This is a genomic window from Ornithinibacillus scapharcae TW25, from assembly GCF_000190475.1.
GTDB classification, from domain to species: Bacteria; Bacillota; Bacilli; order Bacillales; family Amphibacillaceae; genus Ornithinibacillus; species Ornithinibacillus scapharcae.
In genome coordinates this window covers 1-24,567 of sequence record NZ_AEWH01000017.1, presented here as the reverse complement: position 1 = coordinate 24,567, position 24,567 = coordinate 1, and the positions used below count along the sequence as shown (strand labels likewise).

The window sequence follows — 24,567 nt, the reverse complement described above, 5'->3', positions numbered from 1 at the left end:
TCCATTGAAAAAGATAATCGTGTTTATTCCATAATTCCTGCATATTACAAAGGCTTCTCAGAGTACGGTTGTATCGCAAATTTCTGATCATTGTATCTACGAGAGATGATCCTTCTCGTATTCGGATACAGGCTTATCGAGGGCTATCTACGCAGAACCATATAGTTTCTTAACTCACCTTGAGTTGCTTTTTCAATTGGTGGTTTTGTTAGGATATGTATATGCTTTAGCAGTTAATTCAGCAAATTTAGCTTTATCTACTTCATTACGATATTCATAATTTATAATAGCAGATGTTAAAGCAGTCTTTTAGAATTTCACCCATTCGTTGAAGTAGAGCCCTTATCTTGAATAAGCATACCCTTTTTCGGAGGATATGCAAAAATACAAAATTGACCCATAGGGATAAATACAAAACAGGCTGTAGTGTTAGCCTGTTTTTATTAAACCATAATAGGAGTCGTTTTCATTTCACAGGTTTTTTCAAGAGTATGTATATACTTTGACTTTTCTTCATCAGCTAAGAGATTTGGATTTTTATATATTGCTGAATACTACTGTGAAGGGTAAAAAATCTTTTTCAACTACAGTGCAATTGTTAAACAAGGCGGTCCACAAATAGGGTTGTCTTTTTGTATTGTTTAATATTATATTTAGAATATTACATTAGTAGTAAGATGTAAATTATTAAAGTAACCAAGCAGCTTAGTACAGGAATAAAATAATCTAACCTTTTTAATTCCATAGGGTATAGTGTTAAACATATTTGAGATAAATGGGGATGAAAATATTGAAAATAATTGAAACAAATAGACTGTACTTGAGGGAATTGGTCTTAGAAGATATAGAAGAGTTATCAAAGGTTCTTTCTGATCCAGAATCGATGCAATACTACCCATATCCATTTAGCAAAGACGAGGTAGAAAAGTGGATTCAATGGAATATTGATAATTATAAAAAGTATAGCCACGGATTATGGGCTGTAATTTTAAAAGATGGAGAAAAGTTTATTGGAGATTGTGGAATAACAATGCAAATTATTGAAAAAGAAACAGTACCAGAGATTGGATTTCATATTATAAAGGATTATTGGAATAAAGGTTATGCAACAGAAGCCGCAATTGCTTGTAAGGATTATGCGTTTAAGGTTTTTAACTATCCTAAGTTATTTTCGTATACCACGGTTAAAAATATACCCTCGCAAAAGGTAGCGGAGAAAATAGGGATGCAGGAATACAAGATATTTGAAAAAAATGGAGAAAGACAAATTGCTCAAGTAGTTGTAAATATTAATGGCTAAGTAAATTTGTCGGAAATTGTGATTGTATACGACATTGTACTTAAACGAACGGGACAGGTTTGTTGAAAAGAGTATGTTTATCTAAGTAGAACAATAGGGTGATAATGATGGTTGAGAAATACATTACGGTTGAAAATGGCAGGCTATGGACTAAAAAAGAGGGAAAGGTGTTCCGGTTATTTTAATAAGTGGAGGACCAGGGTCTAGTAATTATTTAGAACCAGTATCTTATCTTATTGACGATAATTGTGAGGTTATTATGTTTGATCCTAAAGGCTGTGGTCGTTCCAGTTATGATGGAAAAGGGTACGATATAGAATCTTGTCTGAAAGACATTGAATGTATTCGTGAAGAGTACGAAATTAAAAGGTGGGTAGTTATTGGACACTCTTGGGGAGCGGATCTAGGATTAGTCTACTCATTGCTATTTCCTCAGTCTATTCTAGGCTATATTTCTATATCGGGAACTGGAGTACAAAATGATAGGGACTGGAAGGATACCTATAATCGAAAAAAAGAAGAAATTGGTGAATTGAAACCAGATTTTGAATATAAGGCGAACAAGGTTGTTCATCGTTCGCTGATTAATTCTTGGAGAGAATTCATAAAAAAACCAGAATTACTAAAGGATATCTCACAACTTCAATTACCCTCGTTGTTCATTTATGCAGAAGAAGATATCCGTCCTTCATGGTCAATCAGGCAAATTTCCAACCTTATAAGTAATTCTAGATATATTGAAATTAAAGGGGCTGAACATTATATATGGCTGAGTAAAAAGAATGAATTAGCTGAAATTCTTAGAACTTTTATCAAAACATTCACCAACTAAAAGAAGACAATCCAAGAGGAACGACTTTTCTAATAGCAAAATTGCCTATATTATTTTTGGAATATTATGCTAATATTCAAATGGAAGTTATGAAGTAACGGTACAGAAGAGTTTTAGAAAGTAAAGTTAAAAAATATGTATACTGTACAAACTGGAGAAACTATAAGGATTCATAGTATTAAAGCTTAAAAAGAAAAGGAGTTTTATAATGACAAATAGAATAGACTCTGCTTCAAGAGTGATTCTGGCATCACCACAAACCATCTATCAGGCATTCATGAATCCAGAATCATTAGTTTTATGGCTTCCACCTAAAGGAATGTCAGGTCAAATTGACATGTTTGAGCCTCGAAAAGGCGGACATTATTGTATGACCCTCACGTACGAGTTAGACCACTCATCCCCTGGAAAGACTTCAGAAAACACTGATGTATCCAAAGGGATGTTTTTAGAGTTGGTTCCAGACAAGAAAATTGCGCAATCAGTTAAATTCGATTCGGATAATCCAGCGTTTTCGGGTGAGATGATACAGACTTGGTACTTGGAAGCTGTTTCAGAAGGCACAAAGGTCACTATCATTTGTGAAAACGTACCTGAAGGAGTGCGAAAGGAGGATCATGACATAGGTTTAAGATCCACACTGGAGAATCTTGCTATCTTCACTGAGTGACAAACTGAAAACCCTTTTTTAAAAATATGAAGGAGAGTAATGAAAGATAATATTCATATTATGGGAGCTTCGGCGGCAGGTACTTCTTAAACTTACTTAATAAACGGGTGCCTTACTTAAGTAAGAATGATGTACTCGTTATGTAATTATTGGGGCAGGAATATTGATTAGAAGAGGTGAGCTATGGATAAAAAGGCATTAATTACATTGCTTGGAACCATCCTAGTTATGATAGCGGGGTATTTCGTTGTAACTAACGTTTCATATGTTCCAATACAGGAATTTGGTGGATTTCCTATTCCAAAAGCTGCTGAAGTAATTAAAGAAGAAAGTATTATAGAGTACTATTGGTCGAGGGCTTCAGAAGAAGATGGCGTCCCTAGAAGTTACCAAAGAGAGTTGAAAAAGGAAGGATGGGAGATTAAGTGGCGTGAAAGTTCTGCATCGATGTATCGAAAAGATGATATAAAGGTTGTTTTGATTAGTTCTACAAATTATTTGTCAATTAGCCTAACAGAATAAGTAATCCCCAATATACGGGCTGTTATAGTTAAACAGGGCAAGTTAGGCAATTTAAAATTGTGAGGGGTATAATGAATCTATTAAGAAAGATTGAACAAGAAATTGTCAATCAACTTCATCATAATGTTGAAGATTTAGCTGGAAAGGGTAGATTTTCAGGTACCGTTTTATTCGCTGACAAAGATAATATACTATATAATCAGGCATTCGGGCTTGCGAATGAAGAACAGGGAATCTTAAATTCTGTTAATACGAAATTTGATTTAGCTTCCATGAATAAGATGTTTACAAGTGTAGCTATAGCAATTTTAGAAGAAGAGAAGAAACTGTCATTTCATGATTCAGTTAGTCAGTATATTCCTGATTTTCCCTATAAGGAGGTTACTATTCACCACTTATTAACTCATTCTTCTGGTGTGGGAGATTTCTTTAATACAAAGTTTTTAGAAAAGAAAGCCACCCTAAAGAAAGTATCGGACTACCTTCCATTATTTGTAGAGGATAAACTACAATTTGAACCTGGGACTCGCTTTCAGTATAGTAATGGAGGATATATTTTATTAGGATTAATTATAGAAAACCTTACAAATCTAAGTTACTTTGATTATATAAATAAACACATATTCCAACCATTGGGTATGAATGATACAGATACCTGCGTATCGGATGCTAATCATGGCCAATTAGCTATTGGATATACTAACTTTCAATTTGATGGTTCATTTCAAAAAGAAAAGACAGATAATCTATCAATACGTTCAAATGGATCACCAGCAGGTGGTGGTTATTCAACTGTAAAAGATTTGTGGCTATTTTCTAAAGGATTATTAGAAAATAAACTAATGAGTGTTAAACAGACAAAAAAACTCATAACACAAAAAGAAAAAATTTATTCGGATGAGGTTTCAATTATAGGGTATGGTTATGGATTTTTTGTTGAAAGAATTAACGACCGCCAAATTATTGGACATGATGGAGGATTCCCTGGTGTGAGTAATCGTTTAGATATATACCCTGATAACGAGTACATATTCATCGCTCTTTCGAATGATGATGGAGGCGGTGCCGCATTAACTCGAGAAGTAAGAAAACTTTTAACGAAATAATACTCTAAAGATAATTTACATTAATTGTAGATATTTATCATACCTTGTTCATCAACGTGTGCTTAGTTTAGCAACAAAAAATAGAGGAGGCGGAAAATGAAGTCAAAAAAAATACTTATAATATCTGCTATACTTTGTCTTCTTCTCGTATTAGTCTTCGGAAGTCTTAAACAGTCCTCTATATATAAATTTCCAGTACCAATTATTGCACAAATTGACGAAAAGCATTCTGAAAACAGTATCTCATATGACTTTAATGGGATAAATACTCTTTATGTTCAACACGTAAAATTATTCGGCTGGAAAGAGATAGACAGATTAGGCTCTAAAACTATATTTGAAAAAGACGGAAATAAGGTTGCATTAATAACGTACAAGGATGGTTTTCACATAGGTGCTGAATAATACCATTATTTAACTAAAGGATGAAAGAGTTAAAAAGGCGATCAAAAACGATATATCTTTCTCTGCAAATATTGCTATATTTGAATATTAGATTAGACTCTGGAAGGTTAAGTTATTTTACTAAAGGTGCAGTTTAATTAGAGAATGTTTTTAAATGAAACAAAAAATCTATTATGTCAACAAAATATAAGGAGAGAGGCTAATGTTTAATTGGTTTAGAAAGAGGATACAAGAAAATCAAAAGCAATTCAAAAATAATAAAAACTGGGGAGATGGTGGAGCTTTCATCTCAGGTACTGCATCTACTGGATTAAACGATGATGATGAAAAGCATTCTAATGATGATTTCAGTAGTGGCTCCAGTTTTGATAGTGGTGGTTCAGATGGTGGTGGTAATTGTTTATTTCAGAATTAAACCTAAAGAAGCACATTTTTTTGTTTTACTAACAGGTGAGTTAGATAAAGAAGGTGATCTATGAAGACCGCCTTTTTCATATGGTAGATTCCCAATATATATTTGCAATATTATGTTGTTATTTAGTTAGGAGTTATCGCGCCAACGGGACAGGATAGTGAATGAAGATATTACCTAGTTTCATAGAACTTTTTTCCCTTTTAAAACGTATATGTAATAACTGAGTTTAACTTATTCCAAACGCAAAATTAAAAGGGTAATGGTAGAAAATTGGGATGGAGATATAGAAATTAAGGTTAAAAAACAAGTTAAGGAATAAGCAAGGGGGATAACAAGTGAAAAATAAAACTCAAATTATTATAACACTTTTAGGTAGTTTGTTTATTTTTGCAGTTGGTTTGTTTAGGATACTTACTGAAACACTTGATCTAGCACCTTTGTTTGTAGCATATGTTTTCGTAATTAGTGGATTTATCGGATTTATTGCAAACGGAGTATTACTAAGAAAGTCACAGTTTAATTAAATAAACACATGTACGATTCCAAAATGAATCGCTTATTTCTTATTTATTGTGGAGCATAAACAAATAGAGCATTAGTTTATAATTTGATCTACTGTTCTTGGATTAATGGGTAGGCTAGTTTATCTATTATATCGGATTATTTGTTTGATTATTTTGTTATATGAAGTGGTAATTTTTAGCTTATGCAGAATATATTTATGAAGTAATCAAGTGAGGAGGTTGAATATGTTTCAAACATTAGATGGTTTCTTTAAGTTATGGAATTTTGAAGCAGATGCTACTCAGAAAATCCTTAATCAACTAACAGATGAATCCTTATCCCAAGAAGTTACATCTCAAAATTGGACACTTGGAAGAATAGCTTGGCATACTGTAACAGCGATTGGTGTAATCTTATCTCAAACTGACCTTACCCTTGACACACCTACACAAGATTATCCTGTGCCAACCTCAGCAAACTTCATCTCTGATAGCTATCAACAAGCAAGAAATGCTTTTTCGCAAGCAGTAAAAAATCAATGGAGTGACAAAAATCTTAGTGATGAACAAGATGTTTTTGGACAGAGATTGTCCAATCTCGAACTGTTAACGTTTTTGATTCAACATCAAATTCACCATCGAGGTCAAATGACCATATTGATGCGACAAGCAGGTTTAACCGTCCCAGGTATTTATGGTCCAGCAAAAGAGGAATGGGCTATGACAGGTAGGGAAGCTCCTAAAATGTAATTTAAATTTTTTGGGAGTTGATAATTTAGAAAATAGAATAGGATAATATACATTAGGGTTGCTAACTGTAGCAACCTCTATTTTATTTACACAACATATGGTGAAGGGATATTACCTTAAGTGAAAGGGTGCAATCCTTTAATAAGGAAAGCTGTACCCAATATTTAACTATTGGGACAGATTGGTGAAGAAGATTTTTCTATTTCTTGTTATACAGATGTAATAATATTTGAAATAATTTGAGTCCTGCATTATCGGTATTGCTATATAAGAAAAACTTATCGATGAAGAAAAGAAATTCATATTTTTATAATTGTTCGTTTCATGCTAAAATTTAGAAAATGATTATGATAAATGGAGGGTTTTCGTGGAATTTAAAGAAATCTCATTATTAACATCTAAATTACAAGAAATGAAGAAATTTTATGTTGAAGAACTTAGCATTCCATTGTATATAGAAAATGAGCAATCATTTACATTGAAGATTGGTAATACGAAACTTGAATTTGTGGGTAGTGATGAAGATTCTTTCTATCATTTTGCTTTTAATATCCCGAACGATAAATTGATAGAAGCAAAGAGTTGGTTAGCGGAGCGGACCGAAATATTAACAGAGGATGGAGAAGAGATAATTCATTTTCCCAGTCCGTGGGATGCAAATGCACTTTACTTTTTTGATCCATCAGGGAATATCGTGGAACTAATTGAAAGGGATAGGCTTAATCAATTTGTTGATCAAGAGTTTAGTGGTGCTTCAATTTTAAATGTAAGTGAAATTGGAATTCCAGTAGACAGTCCCGAGGAATTCAAAGTGCTAATAAATGATCTTAATATTCCTGTGTTTAGAGATTTTGATCAGTTTAAAGCAATGGGTGATGATAATGGATTATTTATCGTTGTCAACAAAAACAGAAAATGGTTTATGGGTGATAAAACCCCTGTTATTTCAAATATTAACGTGACAATTAAAGGGGATAAAACAAAGCTCATTAATGTACCGAATTATCCTTATAAAATAAAAGTAGAAGCGTGAGCAACGAACAAGATAAAACCGAATGAAAGGTATCTCTTTTTTAGGGGTTATTCCTAGAAAAGTTAGCGAATACAATCATTAATTATTAAGTTTATCTAACCACTACCTCTTACATATAAGGAGTATTCTATATAATGGAAACATTATTACTGACTCGAACAGAAGTACAAAACCTACTGAAGCCTTTAGAGCTTTACCCAGCCTTAAAGGAAGCCTTTGCTTCATATTCATTAAACCGTCAGATTCCAGCACAAAGGGCCAGTTCCATCCTTCCTCAAGAAAACAACAGTGTTATGCTCTTGTTCCCTGGACTCATCTCAAATATACCAGCTTACACAGTTAAGGATCATGCTAAATTTCCAACTCAATCACCTTCCATAAAAGGTGTGATAAACCTCCATGATCTTGAAACAGGACAATTATTAGCCATTATGGATTCTACTTATATTACTACTATTCGAACTGGATTATCCGGTGCTATTGGCACTCATTTATTAGCAAGAAGGGATGCTGAAAATGTGACTATCATCGGTGCAGGTGTCCAAGGTAGAGTACAACTTCACTCACTCTTTCAATTTAGGGCAATCTCTAATGTTTTCGTTTATGATACATCGTCTGAAAAAGCAGATAGGTTTGCAATAAATATTAAGAAGGAGTTAGACATTCCTATAACAGTGTGTAATAGTGTTGAAGAAGCGGTGCTTGATGGAGATATTATCATTTCCGCCACGTGGTCAAGGGATGCTTTTTTGTACTCAAACATGGTTAAGAAAGGTGTACATATTACAACTTTAGGACCAGATGCAGCAGGTAAATGTGAAGTTAGTGCAGAGCTAATTGAAAAATCCATATTTGTTTGTGATGATAGAGATCTTGCAGTTCAGGTGGGTGCTATAGGTGGCGCTGGATTAACGAAAGAATACATTCATGCTGAAATCGGCGAGGTTATAATCGACGGAAAATTAGGAAGAACAAATGACGATCAAATTACAATTTTCGGAGCTGTGGGGTTAGCTTTTCAAGATTTAATTGGGGCATGGCATGTCTACCAAAAGGCAAAAGAACAGAAACAAGGACGATGTATAGATTTTTTGGGGTAGAAAGTATCTTCTAAAGGGGGATTTAATTTAATATATAGAATTGTTACGGCGATCATATGAATTAAAATTGGACATTCGAGGAGAGATTTTGATGAGTAGTATAGGTATTCCAGGTTTAATAATAATTTTGATTATAATTACTGCAATTGTAGGTGGCATTTACTTATTAGCTCGTATGTTTACTAATAAGTAACTCTAAATTCACTTACAGTAACTGGTGATATAGTTGAAAAAGAAAATAGAAAGAATTAAAAAACGCTTGGATTTGAAGAGATCCCAAAAATTTAGATCTATTACTCTAACTTTCGGGTGTTGCAAATCTTTTTCCAAGCGTTTTTGTATTAGGGTGTTAAAATCAATGCCTTTGGTATGAGATTTGTAGTGACATTTTGCGCTTCCTCCACGTTATCTGAATCATTTATTATCAGAAGTGGTTCCTTTTTCTCATCCCTTTAGGGGTTGCTGGTCATTACTAGTTTCCAATCCGCTTCGCACCTAAGTATCTTTGTTGCCAGTATGGTTCATCCATACTGCTTACTTCCACTCCGTCCAAACTAGCATGGATAAATTGACCATTACCTAAGTAAATACCAGCATGTGAAGGTCCAGGTTTATAGGTTTCAAAGAAAACAATATCTCCTACAGACATGGTACCTACCGAGGAACCGTAATTCCAAATCTCACTTACAGTCCGGGGAATCGTTATGCCATGTGCGCTATGGACATATTGCAAAAAACCACTGCAATCAAAGCCTCCTGGTGCTGTTCCTCCCCACACATAAGGAGTCCCAACATGTGCATAGGCAGTCTGAATTATGCCAGAATGGTTGGTTTGGACGGATAGACTTTTAACATTAGACTTTGAAGCGGTTTGTACGTTGGCTGAGGCTGTTTGTTCTCTTTCAGATGAATACATGGCATAAAGTGATTCACGTGGTGCTTCGTCCAGAAAGTCTATATCATGCTTTTCTTCCGCAATTTCTACTGCTTTTTTGGTGAGAGGTCCATAGATACCATCAATTTCTCCCTCATAATAACCAAAATATTGCAGTGACTCCTGAATAATTTCCACATCTTCGCCCTGTAGCCCTGGATAAACAGTATCCGATAGATTCTCAAGTCTTTTAATATGTCTATCGATGTCAACTTCGATAAGTGCTATAATCGTTTCTTTATCTGCTTGGCCGGTAATCGTGATATTATGGTCACGTTGAAACTTTTTGACGGCATGCTCAGTTAATAATCCCATTTCACCATCAACTTCGTCCTCATAATAGGCTAACTCATTTAATTTGTATTGTAGTATTCTTACTGCTTCACCATGATCACCATATTCTATTTGCTCCGCTTCCAATAACGTTTTATTCTCTAATATCGGGTATGCTCCTGCATAAATAGCAAACGGTTGACTAAGTACGAAAGTATATAAAAGCGAATTCTTTGCGATATTCTCTACGGTTCCATTTAACATCCGCAATAATCCCCTTTCGTTTAGACTCTTGTTAACTAGGTTTATTGCAAAAAATATGTTTTTATGAATTACGATTATGTTACAAGATTATTATGTTACAATGTTAAAAACGATATAGATTTGGGGGAAGACTAATGATAACAGGAGAACAAGCTTATCTGGACTTATGTAACCATATTTTGAGTAATGGAATGAAACGTGATGATCGGACTAATACAGGTACATATTCTATATTTGGCCATCAAATGCGGTTCAATCTACAAGAGGGATTCCCTTTACTAACTACAAAAAGGGTACCGTTTCGTTTAGTTGCCAGTGAATTGTTATGGTTTATAAAAGGTGATACCAATATTCGTTACTTATTAGAGAATAACAACAATATATGGAATGAGTGGGCATTTAAAAAGTGGGTTGAAAGTGATGAATACCAAGGCCCTGACATGACAGACTTTGGAAATCGTAGTCAGATTGATGAAGAATTTAATCATCTTTATCAGGAACAGATGGATCTTTTTAAGCAAAAGGTGTTAGAAGACGACCAATTTGCAAGTAAGTACGGTGACTTAGGTTTTGTATATGGAAAACAATGGAGGTCTTGGAAAACCTCTCAGGCTGAAACAATTGATCAATTACAAGAGGTAATTGAGTCCATTCGAACGAATCCGAATTCTCGTAGACATATTGTATCTGCATGGAATCCTGAAGATGTGCCAAACATGGCTTTACCGCCGTGTCATACGTTATTCCAGTTTTATGTAGCGGATGGAAAGCTATCTTGTCAGCTCTACCAACGTAGTGGCGATGTGTTCTTAGGTGTGCCTTTCAATATTGCTAGTTATGCATTATTAACACATCTTATTGCACATGAAACAGGATTAGAGGTTGGAGAGTTTGTTCATACGCTAGGTGATGCACATATTTATCAAAACCATGTGGAACAAGTAATGATTCAACTGGATCGTGAAAAGAAGGAATTGCCACAATTACGATTCAATACGAATAAAACATCTATCTTTGATTTTGAGTTAGAAGATTTTGAGATTGTTGGTTATGATCCACATCCTACTATCAAAGCACCAATTGCTGTATAAGGAGGGCTTGAATGATTTCTTTATTATTTGCTATGGACCGAAATAGGGTAATTGGTGCCAACAATGATTTACCGTGGCACCTCCCAAATGACTTGAAATTCTTTAAAGAGAAAACTACTGGACATACAATTGTTATGGGAAGAAAAACGTTTGATTCCATCGGTAGAGCTCTACCTAACAGAAGAAATATAGTGTTAAGTAGAAATGATGTACAGTTACCGGCCGGGGTTGAATTAATACATGACATAAATACGATTTTACAGATGGATGAAGAGAATCCAATAGAAGAAATCTTCGTTATTGGTGGTGGAGGTTTATTTGAGCAAATCTTACCGTATGCCAATCGTATGTATGTAACGTTAATTGAAGAGGAATTTGATGGGGATGTGTTTTTTCCTGCGGTCTCTTTAGAAGAATGGAATGAAACTTCTAGGACGAAGGGGATTAGAGATGAAAAAAATCCCTATGACTATTATTTTATTCAATATGACCGTGTGAAGTAATAGGCATTGATGGTTGTATAATATAGGAGTAACTGATAAAATAAAGATGGTTATTCACTTTAACCATCTTTATGAATTTTTTGTGATCGTTTTATATGGTACATATCAATTGTAAGATTTATCTACTATAATGACATTAATCAGATTAAAGAAGGTGTAATCATGGCTACGATTGGGATTCCTGGTTTGATTTTAATTTTAATTATTGCTTTAGTAATCTTCGGTCCTAAAAAGCTACCGGAAATAGGAAAAGCTGCTGGGCAAACGTTGCGCGAATTTAAAAAATCAACGAAGGATTTAACGGAAGATGTAACGGATGAGATTAACGATGCGAAGAACATTGTTAAAGGACAAGAAAACAAATAATTCACTTGGAGTGAACAGACATGAGTAGTATCGGTGTTCCAGGTTTAATTTTAATTCTTATTGTTGCATTAGTAGTTTTTGGTCCTTCTAAGCTTCCTGAAATCGGTAAGGCTTTTGGTAGTTCTTTACGAGAGTTTCGTAACGCTGCCAAAGATATTGTATCTGAGGAACCTAAAAAAGAACCAACAAATGAAATGAATACAACAATTAAAAATGACTAAGGAAAGGTGTAAGGTTTCTAACCTTGCATCTTCTTTTTCTGTTATGGATCAACTCTAATATTTGGGGTGTAGTATATGGCGCGTAAGAATCAAGAGAAAGAAATGAATTTCACTGGGCATTTAGCGGAACTTAGAAATAGACTTGTCGTAACGGCAATATTTTTTATTGTGTTTTTATAGCTAGTTATATTTTTGTGGAAGATATCTATCGTTTTTTGAAAGTCATATCGACTTTAAGTTAACATTGACTGGCGTGGCAGAAGTTTTCTGGGTGTGGTTTACAATAGCTGGCATTATGGCTATTGCAGCAACACTCCCAATCTTAGCTTTTCAACTGTGGATGTTTATTAAACCGGGGTTAACTTCTCGGGAAAGAAGGGCTTCTTTAGCATATATTCCAGCAATATTCTTATTATTTGTTGGTGGACTAGTTGTCGGTTATATCATGTTTATTAACCTAATTTTACCATTTCTTTTATCTTTAAATGATGGTACATTTGTTGAAATGTTTACTGCGGAAAAATACTTTAAGTTTGTTTTCCGAATAACACTACCATTTGCGATTATTTTTGAGATACCTATTATCGCAATGTTTCTTACTAGCATTGGTTTATTAACTCCGGCTTTTATGCGGAAAATTAGAAAGTACGCTTATTTTGTATTAATTATCGTGGCTACAATGGTAACGCCACCAGATTTCATCTTGCCAATTATTGTATCCATACCATTCTTCCTTTTATATGAAATAAGTATTTATCTCTCTGCAACAGTCTATAGGAAAAAAGAAAAGAAACATCAGGAATTTATGGAAGCTGAAGCTTAAAACTGTTATTCGAGGTGTTGCATATGCGTTCGTTTTATCATTTTATGATGAGTTATCGAGGGAAGAAAAAGCCGGATGATGAAAGTAAGTTGGCTGACTGGATGTTTTCAGATCATAATTTTCCAAAGCAATCCATGAGCTATGATGAAATTAGTGACTACTTGGAATGGAATAGTCCATTTACAAATGCCATATCGGTTTTTGATTCCCTTTGGGATGAATATTTAATAAAAGAAAAAGATTAAGTGCTCTGGATTTCTCCAGAGCATTTTCATGTTATTTGATATATAGAAGAAAAGGGGATGGTAAAAGTTTGATCTGGACTTTTTACGAATACGGAATTATGAATGGAATCCAATTTGATTATCTGACCTTTTATAGAAAGTAATTGATGGTTTTTATAATATGTGATTGTGATAGGTTGTTTTTCTTCGTATGCCTCGATTAACAGCATATTTAAGACTTCAATTTCTTGTTCATCGAGAACAGGCTTCTTTATTTTCTTATCTTCGTTCCAGATTGATTTTAGTAGCTCTACATGCTCTGGAAGCATTAATGATGTCCATTTGATGGATCCTCTGTCATGTACCATTTTGTAATCACCTCATTTCTATTATATGCGAACATTTGTTTGTTTATCAAGAATCAGATATACTCGAGAAAGACGAAACATGATAAAATTAAGAACAAACGTAGATTTTACAAGGGGGAAGTAGAGTTGAAAATTATGCATACTGCTGATTGGCATTTAGGAAAAATTGTCAATAGTGTTCACATGACCGAAGAACAAGAATTTATTCTCTATCAATTAATAGATTTAATTCGTTCGGAGAAGCCGGATGTATTAATTATTGCCGGGGATTTATACGATAGAGCTGTACCACCGAAGGAAGCAGTAGATTTGTTGAATCGAGTGTTAACTACCCTTGTAACAGATATTAAGATACCAGTATTAGCGATATCAGGTAATCATGATAGCCCTGAAAGACTTGAATTTGGAACAGAGATGTTTAGAGAACAACATCTTTATATTGAAACAAAGCTAAGTAGAAGCCTGCAACCAGTCGTCATCCATGATGAACATGGACCTGTGTATTTTCATCTGGTGCCTTATATTGAACCTGCAGAGGCGAGAGAATTCTTTCAAGATCCTAATATTCATTCTCATCAATTGGCTATGGAAGCGGTCATTCAATATATCAAGGACCATCACGATATGGCTGAACGGCATATATTTGTGGGACATGCTTTTGTGGCAGGTGGAATGGAATCGGAGTCAGAAGAGAGACTATCCATGATTGGTGGTACACCATATGTAGATGCGTCTTTATTTGATGAGTTTGTCTATGTTGCTTTAGGACATTTACACCAACCACAACGCATTAAACGGGATGTAGTTAGATATAGTGGTTCTATTTTAAAATACTCTTTTTCAGAAGCAACGCATAAAAAGTCTGTTACGATGATTGATATGGATGAAACAGGTACTTGTACATTATCGTTTTTACCATTAGTACCTAGACATGATATGCGTGTTGTAGATGGCTATTTTCAAGAGTTAATGGATCATCCATTGGAAAATCACGAGGATTATTTGCATATTAGATTGCTAGATAAAGGTCAAATTATCGATCCAATGTATAAGCTTCGTAAAATATATCCGAATATACTAAGGCTGGAGCGTGTGGCTTTCACCACTACGAAGAGCTTATTAGACTTACAACAAATACGCCAAAAACAAACACAATCTCATACTGAGTTATTTGCTTCATTCTATGAAGAAATAACAGGTGAAGAAATGGAAGAAAAACAAATGGAATATATAGAGCAAACGATATCGAGAGTAATGACAAGAGAAAGGGGGGAATAGGATGCGTGCCATAAGACTGAGTATGAGAGCATTTGGTCCCTATTTGGAGAAACAAATGATAGATTTTGAAATGCTTGGTGATGAGTCTATTTTTCTGATTACTGGACCTACTGGAGCTGGGAAAACAACAATCTTTGATGCGATTTGTTACGCTTTATATGGTCGAGCAAGTGGTTCAGACCGTGATCAAGATTCGTTAAGAAGTCACTTTGCGGCAATAGATGAGCCTACAGAAGTGGAATTTCGGTTTGCTTTAAATAATCATGTTTATGAAATAATTCGAAATCCAAAACAACAGAAAAAGAAAGAAAGGGGAGAAGGATTTACGGAGGAACCTGCGAAGGCGATACTCTATGAAATTGTAAATGGTGAAAAGCAGCTACTATCCTCTCGTATTAAAGATGTAAATGAATCAATTGAAGAAAAGTTAGGATTTGATTACGAACAATTCCGTAAAATGGTACTAATCCCTCAAGGTGAATTCCGTAAATTAATTTCAGAGAATAGTAAAGAAAGAGAAGCGATTCTTCAGAAGATTTTTCGAACGTATTTTTACGAAAAAATGACCGAAGAGTTAAAAGCCCAAGCGAAGGATTTAGAGTCTCAGGTAAAAAAACTGGAAGCGGATGTTAATTATGGGTTATCTAAATAGATTGGCAGCATGTAACCGCGGAAGATGATACTACGGACACTTTACTTAAGTACTTGCAGTCAGAAATTGAACAAACAAGCAAGATAGAAGCGGAACAACAGGAAATGAAACGGAAACAACAAGAAAAACTACGGCTTGTAGAAGAAAAGCTTAGATATGCTAGCCTAATCGAAGAAAAGTTTAAAGAACAAGAATCTCTAATGAAAGAAAGCGAAAGACTAGAACAGTTAAAAGAGTCTATTAGTCTTAAAGAAGAAAGACTGCAGCAAGCTAGGACTGCACAACAAATTGTACCACTAGAAGAGCAAAGTGATGCTAGACATTCGGAATGGCAATCTCAGTTAAATAAGTTAACTGAGAAGAAAGAGGAAGTAGGACAAGTTAAAGCAGAACTGGCTCAAATCAAATTAAAGTATGAAGAATCAGCTAAGAAAGAAGCGGATCGTGAGAAGCTAAAAGAGGAAATTAAACAGGGTAAGCAACAATTAGAATATGTAGAAATGTACCTTGCGATGAAGAAGAGAGAAGCGGAACTTTCGCAACAAAAAGCAAATAAAGAAACGAAATTAAAGAACCTTCAAACAACAATTGAAGAAAATGAGATACAAATCACAAAGTTAGAGAAACAGCTAAGTGAGGAATCGATGCTTACCAAAGCTTTCTATGAAACAAAAGAAGCTTTAGTAAAGCAAGAAGAAATTAAAGGTAAGCTGGATGAGTATCAGAATGACTATCGTAAGTTAATTGTTCTTCGACAACAATATACAACTTCACAAAAAAAATACCAGCATAAACAAGAAGAAATAAAACAATTACGACAGAAGTACGATACATTAGAACTTGCCCAAAAAGAACAATTTGCAGGGATTTTAGCTAATCAGTTAATAGCAGGAGAAGCTTGTCCAGTATGTGGTTCCACTAGTCATCCAAACAAAGCTACTCATGATAAAGTACCTCATGACTTTGAAGAGTTAGAAGAATTGAAGATCCTTATTAAAAAGAAAGAAGCAGAATTTGTAAGCATTGAACAGGAGTTCTTGGATCAAAAAATACTAGGTCAAACACAACGGGCTAGCGTTGATAAACTTTATGAAAACTTGTCAGGTATTTCTCCTAACTTTACTCATGAAACTTTACCGCAATTATCCGAAACGGTTACTCATGAGATTCGGAGCTTAAAACAGAAATTAGAAGGTATCTCGCTCAAGCAAAAGGAATTAGAAGCTCTTCAATTAGAGAAAACGGCGATTCAAGATAAAAATAAAGAATTAAAACAAACGTTTGATTTAATTGATGATGAGTACAGACTAGACCATGAAGCACTGATTCAAACGAGAACTAAATTGGATGATTTAAGAAAACAGCTTCCAGAAACGATTCAAGATGCCAATGATTTCAAACTTCAGTTAAAAGGGAAAGAAGAGCTATACCAGCAGATGCTGAAAGAATGGGAGTTATTAAAGGCTGCGTTTGAACAAAAAGATGAGGTGTTAAAGAAACAAAACACGATACTGGAGCAATTACAAGAATTCGAACAGCAAACTAAGAGAAGCTTTGAGGAACAACAAAAGAAGTTTCTTGTTGCAATGGAAGCAAATGGTTTTCCACATTTAGAAGCTTATCAGGAAGCGAAATTATCTGTTGAAGCGCAAACTCAATTAGCGAATGAGATAGAAGAATACCAAACTACAGTGAAGCGAATTCGCTTTCGATTAGTGGAACTGAAAGAGCAGTTAGCTAATGTTGAACGAGCAAATCTTACGGAATACGAATCGGAAGTGGAAGCAAATCGAAAGGTACTAGATGAGATTCAAGAAAATATATTAGAAATCCAAAATAAGCTAAAGCATGATACAGAGATTTTAGAACAATTGAATCGTATTTTAAAAGAAATGAAGGGTTTAGAAGAGGAGTATTATGTAGTTGGAACCTTGTCTAATCTTTCAAGCGGGAATAATCCATTGCGGTTATCCTTTGAACGATATGTACTTGCCTCTTTCTTAGATGAGATATTACTACAAGCCAATTTGCGATTAGATAGGATGACTGATCACCGTTATGAATTAGTTCGAAGTGGGGAAGTTGCTAAAAGAGGTGCACAAAGTGGGCTCGATCTAGAAGTAATGGACCACCACACTGGAATTACCAGATCCGTTAAAACGTTGTCTGGTGGGGAAGGGTTCAAAGCAGCTTTAAGTCTAGCATTAGGTCTAGCGGATGTTGTACAAGCACACGCAGGCGGTGTACAATTAGATACGTTATTTATTGATGAAGGTTTTGGTACATTAGATGAAATTTCGTTGCAACAAGCTATTGATTGCTTAAAAGATTTACAAGAGAGTAATCGTTTGCTTGGTATAATTTCGCATGTTCCTTCATTAAAAAACGAGATTCACACTAAATTGGTAATTACCCCTTCTCATAGAGGGTCCAATTTGAGTTTTACTTATGGAAAATAGCAAAGAAAATCCCTTGATCTACAATAATTTGCGTTGATTCGTCAATAATCGCATAAAATTTATATATATTGTTGTTTTCTGCGGTTACCCGGGAAATATAACTACTCATTTTTTAATAATATTCCAATAGCCTACACGCTTTATGTGTTGGTACGTACAATAAACTAGATATTACTTAGGAATGAGGGATGGTTTATGATATTCTCTCCGCAGAGACAACAACGAAACGATATTATGTTTCCTCAACGTCAAGGGTATCCAGGACCAGCTAGAAATAATAATCTTGGTGGGATGCTACAGAAATTTATTGGTCAAAATCAGAATTTCGGACAAATGGCTACAAGAGGAGTAGATGGCATTTCAAAAACCCTAAACGGGGTACAGCAAATATTACGTGTTGTTGACACGGCAGCACCAATCGTCAAACAGTATGGTCCAATAGTACGGAACTTACCTACTATGTATCGTATGGTGAAAGCCTTCAAAGGTTTGGAAAATAATGATACAGAAGAAAAAAGTGGAGAACTTGAGAGTCAGGAGTTCGAATCGTTAACCAGTAGTTCTTCTTTTCAATTGGCAGAGGAGTCATCTGTAGAAAGAGATGGACAATCAACGCCAAAGTTATTTATTTAGGAAGCACCTTACTTGATTTTTCTTTTTAAAAAAGAAAGAATGTACTATAAGAAGCATAAATGGAGGTAGTGTACATGACTAATATCGAAAAAGCAACATTTGCTGGTGGGTGCTTTTGGTGCATGGTTGAACCGTTTGATAGACGACCGGGAGTAATGAGTATTGTATCGGGCTATACAGGTGGACATGTTGAAAATCCAACCTATGAGCAAGTTTGCTCGAATACAACAGGACACGTGGAAGCTGTTCAAATTACGTATGATCCACAAATGATGCCATATGAGCAATTACTCGAGACATTTTGGCAGCAAATTGATCCAACAGATCCTGGTGGTCAATTTAATGACCGAGGAGAATCCTATCAGACAGCAATATTTTATCATACGGAAGAACAGAAAGAGATTGCGGAAAAGTCTAAGCAAGCATTACAAGATAGTGGTAAATTTTCAAAACCTATCGTAACCGAGATACTCCCTGCAAAACCTTTTTATGAGGCCGAAGAAGCACATCAGGATTATTATAAAAAACAATCCTTCCATTATCGTCTTTATAAAAAAGGTTCTGGCAGGGAAGATTTTATTAAGAATACATGGAAAATGGATAAAACAAATTTAAAAGAAAAACTAACACCACTTCAATATCACGTAACTCAAGAAAAAGGAACAGAACGTCCGTTTCAAAATGAGTATTGGGACAATAATCAAGAAGGAATTTATGTTGATATTGTATCTGGTAAACCTTTGTTTTCATCAAAGGATCAATATGATGCGGGGTGTGGTTGGCCAAGCTTCACCAAACCAATAGATTCCTATGAGATTGTAGAAGAACTAGATACATCACACGGTATGATTAGAACCGAAATTAGAAGTAGAACGGCAGATTCTCATCTTGGTCATGTATTTGACGATGGTCCAAAGGATCAAGGCGGGCTTAGATACTGTATGAACTCTGCAGCGATGCGATTTATACCCAAAGGAAAAATGGAAGAGGAAGGCTATGGTAACTATTTAAGGTTATTTAACTAACCTCTTAACAATAATAATATTATGTTAACTAAAGGAGAAAGAGATTAAGATGATGCATTTAAAATGGGAGAATAATCCAACAGCGAAACAAATAGAGTGTGTACATGCTAACGCAAAAAAATTCGTAGTTGATAATAAGTTAACTCCAGGAAAAATATATGATGTTAAAAATGAGACCGAGGAATTCTATTTTATTTTTGATGACAGTAATCGAATTGCAGGTTTTCGAAAGGATTATTTTAAAGAAATCTAATTGGAGCCGGTCTTTATAGACCGGTTCTTATTTTTCTTCCTAAACAGAAGTAGTCCGTGTCGTACAGCTTGTTGTAGTTAGGTAAAATTTGTGAACTTTTTTAAATATATGGTACAATATTTCTTATAATTAAAAATTGCTATTGTTATTTACTATAGTAATTCTTCGATATTTCTTCTTTTTTAATACATTACGTACTAATTTTTACCCATAGTCTGATCTACATAATTCCTGTAATGCATTCATACCAAAACTGCTAAAAATTATAAAATACCTTTGAATCAGCAAGAACAGTTAGGAGATGATTTGTTTGTATGAATTAGAAACAGAAACAGAGAACGTTTCAAATTATGTCAATCATTTATATGAAATGGTTAAACATCGAAATCCTCATGAGTCTGAATTTCACCAAGCAGTAAAAGAGGTATTTGACTCGTTAATTCCAGTACTTGTAAAGAACCCAATATATATTAAACAGAGAATACTTGACAGATTAGTTGAACCAGAAAGGTTTATCACGTTTCGTGTACCTTGGGTAGATGATGAAGGCATCGTACAAGTAAACCGTGGTTTCCGTGTACAATATAATAGTGCATTAGGTCCTTATAAGGGCGGTCTTCGATTCCACCCTTCTGTCAATTCAAGCATAATAAAATTTTTAGGATTCGAACAAATATTTAAAAACGCACTAACAGGTCAACCGATTGGTGGAGGCAAAGGTGGATCAGATTTCGACCCAAAGGAAAGATCGGATATGGAGATTATGCGATTTTGCCAAAGCTTTATGACAGAATTAAGTATGCATATAGGTCCTAATATCGATGTCCCTGCTGGTGATATCGGAGTTGGTGCTAAAGAAATAGGCTATTTGTTTGGTCAGTATAAAAAAATACGAGGTGCATACGAATCAGGTGTTTTGACTGGAAAATCAATCCTCTATGGCGGTAGCTTAGGTAGGAAGGAAGCAACCGGATATGGAACGGTTTACTTTGTTGAAGAAATGTTAAATCAACATGGCATGAGCTTCGAAAATAGCACGGTTATCGTTTCGGGTTCTGGTAATGTATCCATCTATGCCATGGAAAAGGCCATGCAGTTAGGTGCTACTGTAATCGCATGTAGTGATTCGAACGGATATATTTATGACCCGAATGGAATTAACCTTGAAACGGTAAAACGTCTAAAAGAGGTTGAGCGGAAACGAATCGAAGAATATACATGTGAACACCCAGAAGCGACATATCATCAAAATTGTGAGGAGATATGGTCTATTCCGTGCGATATTGCCTTACCATGTGCAACACAAAATGAGATAAATTCGTCTTCTGCACAGAAATTAATTGTTAATGGAGTGAAGGCAATAGGGGAAGGTGCAAATATGCCAACCACCCTTGAAGCGATTAATACCTTCTTAGATCACAAGATATTATTTGCACCTGCAAAAGCAGCAAATGCTGGTGGTGTATCAGTCTCCGCTTTGGAGATGGCACAAAATAGTGCACGAGTATCCTGGTCGGCAGAGGAAGTAGATAGTAAATTGAGAACTATTATGAAAGATATCTATAAGCAAAGCTTGAACACTTCAATTGACTATGGTGTTCCTGGTAATCTAGTAGCGGGTGCAAATATTGTTGGTTTCGTAAGAGTGGCGGAAGCAATGTTGGCGCAGGGAGTTATATAAACAGAGAGTAAATAAATTTGCTGCATTAATTGGTATAAAGGTGGTTAAATATAAATAGACTGCTAGATATCTATTTAAACTTAAACCCTTGGCAAATCCCATTGGATTTGCCAAGGGTTTTTCTATGTCATGGTAGTGGAATAACAGGAAGATATCCCAAAATAATAACAGAACATATGTTCACAATTGTTTTATCTTAGTGTACAATAATAAATACAGTAGTATTTAATATTATATGATAGAGGGGGAAGGGTTTTGAAGAAAGTATTAAAACAACTTGAAGATACTCTGGATGTGATTCGGAAATTAAAAGATGTACATAAATCTCTGTTAAAGGAACCTATTAGTGAGGGGAAATGGTCCATTAGAGAAATTATAGGACACTTATATTATTGGGATAAATACAATCTTGAGAAAATGGTTCCAGAAATGACTAACGGAGCAAACTTACCAGAGTTTCCAGACCATGATCAATATAATGAGGAAGCGATATCGTATTTAAGAGACTCTTCAGTGGAAGCTATTTTAGATGCTTTTCTCGAGACACGGGAAGAACTAATAAAAAGCATTTCAAAAGTAGGAGAAGATGTTAGATTTACAATTGGAAATGGCAAGCGTCAGTTCTCAAGCGAAAGTTTTGTGAAAATCTTTGTAAAACATGATATCCACCATTTGCAACAAATAAAGGAGAAATTAAAGAATTAGATTAATATTTTTACTTTCATTTATATTGAGCTAGAGCATACAATAGAGAAGATCATCAGTCATGATGATCTTTTTTATAGGTGTCGAATCTCTTATTCCTAATTATACCAAAAGAACATCGCCTGATAATCTTTTGGTATTTAGGATTTTCAATTGACTAATAGAACCCGTAAATATCTTTTGAACAGGCCATTGGTAAAATGAACAGTATAGTTGACAAGCGAAATAGAAGCATCTATTGTTATATTAACGACAAAATTCATAATAATTTCTTAAATAATATATTTAGAAATCAAATTATGTACATAGGGAGGATTTTACATGAGAATTATAACTTTAGTAGGAAGTATTAGAAAAGAATCTTATAATATGAAAATAGCTAGGTTTATGCAGGAACGCTATGCAGACCAGCTTGATATGCACATTGCGGATATAAGGTCCCTACCTTTTTTTGATCAGGATATTGAACTTGATCCTCCACAAGTAGTAAAAGATTTTAAATCATCCATTGCCAATGCTGATGGCGTCTTAATCATTACACCAGAATATAATTGGTCTGTACCAGGAGTATTAAAAAATGCTCTTGACTGGACTTCACGTGTTGAAAGAGTGCTGTTAGATAAACCTGTTATGCCACTTGGAGCAACACCGGGAATGATGGGGACTATACGCGCACAATTACATTTACGAGAGATTCTAGTAGCACCGGGAATTCAAGCAAAGGTTCTACCTCCAGGAGCGAACGAAATATTAATTAATCAGGTTACACAAAAGTTAGATGTTAGAACTGATACCATAACAGATCAAACAACTATCGATTTTCTTGATAGTAAGGTAGAAGCATTTATTAAATTTATTGAATCGCAAAGATAATGAAAAAGTAAGGAGTCACATAAGCTCCTTACTTTTTACTTTTTCATTACATATTAAAAATTAGCGAGTAGAATTCCTAATGTCTCTTCATAAATCTCTTCAAATTGTGTAAGTGGAAGTGGGTTAATACCTCTACCTAATCTAAATTAACACCGTCTGGATTTAACCATCGGTACGGCTGATAAAAGGGTAGAAGCATATTAAGGAAGCATATAAAGCCCTCTAATAGGCTGATTATTCGTAATCGCTAGTGCATAATGATTTAGAAATCTTATAATGACAGGCAGAAGGTGATATAGAAGAATTTGATTGAGTGATTAACGATAGTGGTACTTGAAATAATCGGCTATAATACCAGAAAGATTCCCCAGTTCGAACAAAGATTTCCATGTTATCGCCCCTTATGCGAATGACTAATTAATCGTATGAAAAAATCGAAAAAAGGTGATTCTATAAGTAATTGCTTGAACAAATAATTAATGTTATGTAGTATAATTACTATAATATGGCATTTATTCTGGTTATCGTAAAAGTTATATGGACCTTATAGTAAAGAAGAGGAGGAATTCAAGTGGCATTTGTAATTACATCACCTTGTAAAACAGAAAAAGCAGGGGAATGCGTAGAAGTTTGCCCGGTTGATTGTATTGAAGAAGGGATAGACATGTTTTTTATAGATCCAGATATTTGTATTGATTGTGGAGCTTGTGAAGCAGTTTGCCCTGTAGAAGCAATCTTTATGGAAGACGAAGTTCCAGAATCGGAAAATGAATATATTCTTTTAAATCGTAAATTTTTTGAAGATCGTTAATAAATCAATCGCTACCCTTAGCTATGGTGGCGATTATTTAATTTTAGAGATTATATTGATATGTTTCGGAGAATAGAGGAGACATATTGAGAAATATAGGGTTGACTCGTTAATTGTTTAAATGGTATAATTTTTCTAATAATTACGGAAAGGAGTGAGATATCGCAATGACTAATTTAATGAAGGATAACCTTGGAAATTATATGATTGCCTCTCACTCATGCGGATTAATAAATTCGGGATCTGATTAGAAATATAGATTTAGTAGAGAATGGTAGTGAAAAGAATCAGTATTTTTTATTGGACGGATTGTGAGCCACAGGGTTATTTAATATACCTTGTGGCTTTTTATTTGCTCTGAAGCTTACAATCCTACGTTAATAGATACTCTTACTAACATATAATTCCAGTTATTTTTCTAAAAAATATTAACTGGAGGGTTAGATTAGTGGAAAAACATTTACAAGGTTGGAATGTTACTATTGAGGAATCCT

At 34.6% G+C, this 24,567-nt stretch carries 29 protein-coding genes; 27 read left to right on the top strand and 2 right to left on the bottom strand.

Translation table 11 applies throughout. The features are described 5' to 3' along the window. Positions 1-790 precede the first annotated feature (790 nt). From G5W_RS0104425 to G5W_RS0104370, 11 genes are all read left to right on the top strand, one after another. On the top strand, positions 791-1,300 hold the full coding sequence (locus G5W_RS0104425) for a GNAT family N-acetyltransferase (protein ID WP_010094567.1): 510 nt from the start codon (positions 791-793) through the stop codon (positions 1,298-1,300). A gap of 178 nt (positions 1,301-1,478) precedes the next feature. Further along, entirely contained in the window at positions 1,479-2,132 is a 654-nt protein-coding gene (locus tag G5W_RS0104420; protein WP_138918965.1) for an alpha/beta fold hydrolase, read from the top strand. 208 nt (positions 2,133-2,340) lie between these two features. After that, a complete protein-coding gene (locus G5W_RS0104415; RefSeq protein ID WP_010094565.1) occupies positions 2,341-2,802 on the top strand; it encodes an SRPBCC domain-containing protein in 462 nt (153 codons plus the stop codon). 183 nt (positions 2,803-2,985) lie between these two features. Then, positions 2,986-3,324 carry a hypothetical protein gene (locus tag G5W_RS0104410; RefSeq protein ID WP_010094564.1) on the top strand — a complete coding sequence of 113 codons (339 nt, stop codon included), beginning with the start codon at positions 2,986-2,988 and terminating at the stop codon, positions 3,322-3,324. 71 nt (positions 3,325-3,395) lie between these two features. Further along, positions 3,396-4,430: a serine hydrolase domain-containing protein gene (locus G5W_RS0104405; RefSeq protein ID WP_010094563.1), complete on the top strand. Its 1,035-nt coding sequence runs from the start codon at positions 3,396-3,398 to the stop codon at positions 4,428-4,430. Positions 4,431-4,526: 96 nt separating this feature from the next. Next, positions 4,527-4,835 (top strand): hypothetical protein, encoded by a 309-nt coding sequence (locus G5W_RS0104400; RefSeq protein ID WP_010094562.1) that lies wholly within the window; start codon positions 4,527-4,529, stop codon positions 4,833-4,835. Between the two features lie 202 nt (positions 4,836-5,037). After that, on the top strand, positions 5,038-5,250 hold the full coding sequence (locus G5W_RS0104395) for a hypothetical protein (RefSeq protein ID WP_010094560.1): 213 nt from the start codon (positions 5,038-5,040) through the stop codon (positions 5,248-5,250). A 335-nt stretch (positions 5,251-5,585) separates the two neighbouring features. Beyond that, on the top strand, positions 5,586-5,774 hold the full coding sequence (locus G5W_RS0104385) for a hypothetical protein (protein WP_010094559.1): 189 nt from the start codon (positions 5,586-5,588) through the stop codon (positions 5,772-5,774). A gap of 225 nt (positions 5,775-5,999) precedes the next feature. Beyond that, positions 6,000-6,503: a DinB family protein gene (locus tag G5W_RS0104380; protein ID WP_010094556.1), complete on the top strand. Its 504-nt coding sequence runs from the start codon at positions 6,000-6,002 to the stop codon at positions 6,501-6,503. A gap of 367 nt (positions 6,504-6,870) precedes the next feature. After that, positions 6,871-7,536 (top strand): VOC family protein, encoded by a 666-nt coding sequence (locus G5W_RS20415; protein ID WP_010094554.1) that lies wholly within the window; start codon positions 6,871-6,873, stop codon positions 7,534-7,536. 134 nt (positions 7,537-7,670) lie between these two features. Beyond that, the gene (locus G5W_RS0104370) at positions 7,671-8,636 is read left to right on the top strand and encodes an ornithine cyclodeaminase family protein (protein WP_010094552.1); all 966 of its coding nucleotides are present in this window, start codon (positions 7,671-7,673) and stop codon (positions 8,634-8,636) included. A 472-nt stretch (positions 8,637-9,108) separates the two neighbouring features. On the opposite strand, the gene G5W_RS0104360 is transcribed toward G5W_RS0104370, so the two are convergent. Beyond that, positions 9,109-10,107 (bottom strand): C40 family peptidase, encoded by a 999-nt coding sequence (locus G5W_RS0104360; RefSeq protein ID WP_010094548.1) that lies wholly within the window; start codon positions 10,105-10,107, stop codon positions 9,109-9,111. A gap of 134 nt (positions 10,108-10,241) precedes the next feature. Between G5W_RS0104360 and G5W_RS0104355 the strand changes: the two genes are divergently transcribed. The 6 genes from G5W_RS0104355 (at position 10,242) to G5W_RS0104330 (ending at position 13,356) form a co-directional block, all read left to right on the top strand. Then, the gene (locus G5W_RS0104355) at positions 10,242-11,198 is read left to right on the top strand and encodes a thymidylate synthase (RefSeq protein WP_010094547.1); all 957 of its coding nucleotides are present in this window, start codon (positions 10,242-10,244) and stop codon (positions 11,196-11,198) included. An 11-nt stretch (positions 11,199-11,209) separates the two neighbouring features. Continuing rightward, the gene (locus G5W_RS0104350) at positions 11,210-11,701 is read left to right on the top strand and encodes a dihydrofolate reductase (RefSeq protein ID WP_010094544.1); all 492 of its coding nucleotides are present in this window, start codon (positions 11,210-11,212) and stop codon (positions 11,699-11,701) included. Between the two features lie 162 nt (positions 11,702-11,863). Next, positions 11,864-12,067: a twin-arginine translocase TatA/TatE family subunit gene (gene tatA, locus G5W_RS0104345; protein WP_010094542.1), complete on the top strand. Its 204-nt coding sequence runs from the start codon at positions 11,864-11,866 to the stop codon at positions 12,065-12,067. A 20-nt stretch (positions 12,068-12,087) separates the two neighbouring features. Continuing rightward, positions 12,088-12,288: a twin-arginine translocase TatA/TatE family subunit gene (locus G5W_RS0104340; protein WP_010094540.1), complete on the top strand. Its 201-nt coding sequence runs from the start codon at positions 12,088-12,090 to the stop codon at positions 12,286-12,288. Positions 12,289-12,559: 271 nt separating this feature from the next. Then, entirely contained in the window at positions 12,560-13,111 is a 552-nt protein-coding gene (gene tatC, locus G5W_RS21950) for a twin-arginine translocase subunit TatC (RefSeq protein WP_010094536.1), read from the top strand. A gap of 23 nt (positions 13,112-13,134) precedes the next feature. Beyond that, a complete protein-coding gene (locus G5W_RS0104330) occupies positions 13,135-13,356 on the top strand; it encodes a YozE family protein (protein WP_010094534.1) in 222 nt (73 codons plus the stop codon). Positions 13,357-13,382: 26 nt separating this feature from the next. On the opposite strand, the gene G5W_RS0104325 is transcribed toward G5W_RS0104330, so the two are convergent. Then, the gene (locus G5W_RS0104325) at positions 13,383-13,703 is read right to left on the bottom strand and encodes a YolD-like family protein (RefSeq protein ID WP_010094532.1); all 321 of its coding nucleotides are present in this window, start codon (positions 13,701-13,703) and stop codon (positions 13,383-13,385) included. Positions 13,704-13,838: 135 nt separating this feature from the next. Between G5W_RS0104325 and G5W_RS0104320 the strand changes: the two genes are divergently transcribed. The 10 genes from G5W_RS0104320 to G5W_RS0104275 all read left to right on the top strand — a co-directional run bounded on the left by G5W_RS0104320 (position 13,839) and on the right by G5W_RS0104275 (position 24,073). Then, the gene (locus G5W_RS0104320) at positions 13,839-14,981 is read left to right on the top strand and encodes an exonuclease SbcCD subunit D (RefSeq protein WP_337445654.1); all 1,143 of its coding nucleotides are present in this window, start codon (positions 13,839-13,841) and stop codon (positions 14,979-14,981) included. A 1-nt stretch (position 14,982) separates the two neighbouring features. Further along, on the top strand, positions 14,983-15,633 hold the full coding sequence (locus G5W_RS0104315; RefSeq protein ID WP_010094528.1) for an AAA family ATPase: 651 nt from the start codon (positions 14,983-14,985) through the stop codon (positions 15,631-15,633). Positions 15,634-15,686: 53 nt separating this feature from the next. After that, positions 15,687-18,092, top strand: a complete 2,406-nt coding sequence (locus tag G5W_RS0104310; protein ID WP_010094526.1) for an SbcC/MukB-like Walker B domain-containing protein — start codon at positions 15,687-15,689, stop codon at positions 18,090-18,092. 195 nt (positions 18,093-18,287) lie between these two features. Beyond that, positions 18,288-18,725 carry a VrrA/YqfQ family protein gene (gene vrrA, locus G5W_RS22650; RefSeq protein ID WP_010094524.1) on the top strand — a complete coding sequence of 146 codons (438 nt, stop codon included), beginning with the start codon at positions 18,288-18,290 and terminating at the stop codon, positions 18,723-18,725. Between the two features lie 74 nt (positions 18,726-18,799). Further along, positions 18,800-19,750, top strand: a complete 951-nt coding sequence (msrA, locus tag G5W_RS0104300; protein ID WP_029191008.1) for a peptide-methionine (S)-S-oxide reductase MsrA — start codon at positions 18,800-18,802, stop codon at positions 19,748-19,750. A 49-nt stretch (positions 19,751-19,799) separates the two neighbouring features. After that, positions 19,800-20,003 (top strand): DUF6501 family protein, encoded by a 204-nt coding sequence (locus tag G5W_RS0104295; protein ID WP_010094520.1) that lies wholly within the window; start codon positions 19,800-19,802, stop codon positions 20,001-20,003. Positions 20,004-20,313: 310 nt separating this feature from the next. Then, positions 20,314-21,684 carry an NADP-specific glutamate dehydrogenase gene (gene gdhA, locus G5W_RS0104290; RefSeq protein ID WP_010094518.1) on the top strand — a complete coding sequence of 457 codons (1,371 nt, stop codon included), beginning with the start codon at positions 20,314-20,316 and terminating at the stop codon, positions 21,682-21,684. 255 nt (positions 21,685-21,939) lie between these two features. Beyond that, a complete protein-coding gene (locus G5W_RS0104285) occupies positions 21,940-22,389 on the top strand; it encodes a DinB family protein (protein WP_010094517.1) in 450 nt (149 codons plus the stop codon). 321 nt (positions 22,390-22,710) lie between these two features. Next, a complete protein-coding gene (locus tag G5W_RS0104280) occupies positions 22,711-23,262 on the top strand; it encodes an NADPH-dependent FMN reductase (RefSeq protein WP_010094516.1) in 552 nt (183 codons plus the stop codon). 571 nt (positions 23,263-23,833) lie between these two features. Continuing rightward, positions 23,834-24,073 (top strand): indolepyruvate ferredoxin oxidoreductase subunit alpha, encoded by a 240-nt coding sequence (locus G5W_RS0104275; protein ID WP_010094515.1) that lies wholly within the window; start codon positions 23,834-23,836, stop codon positions 24,071-24,073. Positions 24,074-24,567: the final 494 nt, after the last annotated feature.